The sequence below is a fragment of the Synechococcus sp. R6-10 genome (assembly GCF_047461815.1).
Classification (GTDB): domain Bacteria; phylum Cyanobacteriota; class Cyanobacteriia; order Thermostichales; family Thermostichaceae; genus Thermostichus.
The window spans coordinates 1-1,774 of the sequence record NZ_JANSHW010000435.1; the positions used below are offsets into that span (position 1 = coordinate 1).

General features: G+C 58.1%; 2 protein-coding genes and 1 pseudogene. 1 reads left to right on the top strand and 2 read right to left on the bottom strand.

Features of this window, described 5'->3' with window-relative positions:
* Nucleotides 1-374: pseudogene (locus NW837_RS11805) on the top strand (iron permease); the annotation flags it as partial.
* A 240-nt stretch (nt 375-614) separates the two neighbouring features.
* Here NW837_RS11805 and NW837_RS11810 read toward each other — a convergent pair.
* Together NW837_RS11810 and NW837_RS11815 are read right to left on the bottom strand one after the other, a co-directional pair.
* Nucleotides 615-827, bottom strand: a complete 213-nt coding sequence (locus NW837_RS11810; RefSeq protein ID WP_011434185.1) for a CP12 domain-containing protein — start codon at nt 825-827, stop codon at nt 615-617.
* 257 nt (nt 828-1,084) lie between these two features.
* Entirely contained in the window at nt 1,085-1,765 is a 681-nt protein-coding gene (locus tag NW837_RS11815) for an energy-coupling factor ABC transporter ATP-binding protein (protein ID WP_414331746.1), read from the bottom strand.
* Between the last annotated feature and the right edge of the window lie 9 nt (nt 1,766-1,774).

Consider the following 1,774-nt stretch of genomic DNA (forward strand, 5'->3'; position numbering starts at 1 on the left):
ATGTGGGGTTGGCCCCTTCCCTCTCGGCAAAAGATTTTTGGCTGGGGATCGGCCTGGGATCCCTGGTGTTGGTGGCGGTGGCGATCTTGCTGCTGCAGGTGGGGCTGAAATTGCCGCTGGGAGTTTTTTTCCGGGGCCTGAGTCTGCTGGTTTTCTATTTGGGCTTTAAGTTTTTGGGCAGTGGCCTGCACGCTCTGCAGGTGGCGGACTGGCTGCCCATCACCCCCCTGGTCGGGATCCCAAAGCTGCGCTGGCTGGGCATATATCCCACTTGGCAGACGCTGCTCCCCCAACTGCTGTTGCTGGGAATAGCCTTCGCCTTGTGGGTGGGGCAATGGCTGCGAGCTGATCCGGCTCGAAAGCTTTCTTCGTGAAAAACGTTCTCCACGAGCCCTGTGGATTCCACCAGCCTTGAGCTTGATGAGTCCTGGTTTTGGTTTCGATGGATGGCAACCAAAAGGCTGCACCCAGTCACGCCTTCCAACCCAGAAAAGCAAAACCCACCGGATAAGGATCCGGCAGGCTGCTGGATTTTGTCAGGAACCCCAAGCCTAGATCCCCATCGATCCCTAGGGAATCGACAGAGATCATCTACACCGTAGACTTCCCGAGAATCAGGTATCGTAGACCCGGCATTCAACAGCATCTGGGTTTTCAGCGCAGTGCTGCTCTAGGCTGCTGGGAGTCCTCGGCTGGTGGCTGCGAGCTGCCAGCACTTCTTCAACCGCATCCCAGGCCGCACGGCAGTGGGGATCCCCTTCGCCGTACTCAGAGCAGACGTTGCGAGCATTTTCCAGCTCTTTGGCGATCACTTCAGACAGTCCCATGTTCTCAAGCTCCTTTAGACTAGATGGGGCCGGTGGCCCGCTGATATAACCGGTTGACGCAGAACCTGTAGGGATTCGGTGTAACCGAGGATCAACAGGTAAAAACCAGCCGATCCAGATGAGGAATGAGTCCAGGATAATGACCTTGTGCCAACCGAATTGATCAACCGGATACATTACCTATTCTAAACAGGGACACCCGGGGGGTGCAGCTACGCTTTCGCGATCTCTTTGGGATCAGGATGCGCAGGGATCCCTCAGGCCCCAAACAGTTGTTCAATCCGTTGCCGCACCTGCTCTGGGGATCCCTGTTGACGCACTTGACCTTCCGAGAGCAAAATCGCCCCGTCTGCCCATTCCAGTTCCGCCAGCCGATGGGTTACCCAGAGGGCGGTGATGCCTTCTTGATCCACCAGTTGCCGGATGCACCGCAGCAAATCCGCCTGGCTGTCGGGATCCAACAGGGCTGTCGGCTCGTCCAAAAGCAGCACCTCGCTGCGCCGGGCCAAAGCCCCTGCCACTGCCACCCGTTGCTTCTGTCCGCCGCTGAGGCCGTGGATGGGCCGACGGATCAGGTGCTTTAATCCGACTTGCTCCAAGGCTGTTTCCACCCGCTGGTGAATTTCCGCCAAGGTCAGAGCCTCTGCTCCCAAGCCAAAGGCCACATCGGCTCCCACCGTGGGCATGAACAGTTGGTGATCCGGGTTTTGAAACACATAGCCCAGCCGACCGCGAATCTCCAGGTGGCCCGAAAGGGGCTGGGGATGGGTCAGGGATCCGGACAACAGTTGCAACAAAGTGGACTTGCCGCTGCCATTGGGCCCCAACAGCATCCACAACTGGCCCTTGGGAATGACAAAACTGCACGCCTGCAAAACCGGCGGACGTTCCGGCCAAGCAAAGGTCAGGCTCTCCACCCGAATGGCCACCTCAGACATAGGGATCCC

What these genes read in the sequence shown, in the direction of transcription:
- NW837_RS11815 (WP_414331746.1), bottom strand. Translation starts at nt 1,765, where the DNA reads ATGTCTGAGGTGGCCATTCGGGTGGAGAGCCTGACCTTTGCTTGGCCG.
- NW837_RS11810 (WP_011434185.1), bottom strand. Translation starts at nt 827, where the DNA reads ATGGGACTGTCTGAAGTGATCGCCAAAGAGCTGGAAAATGCTCGCAAC.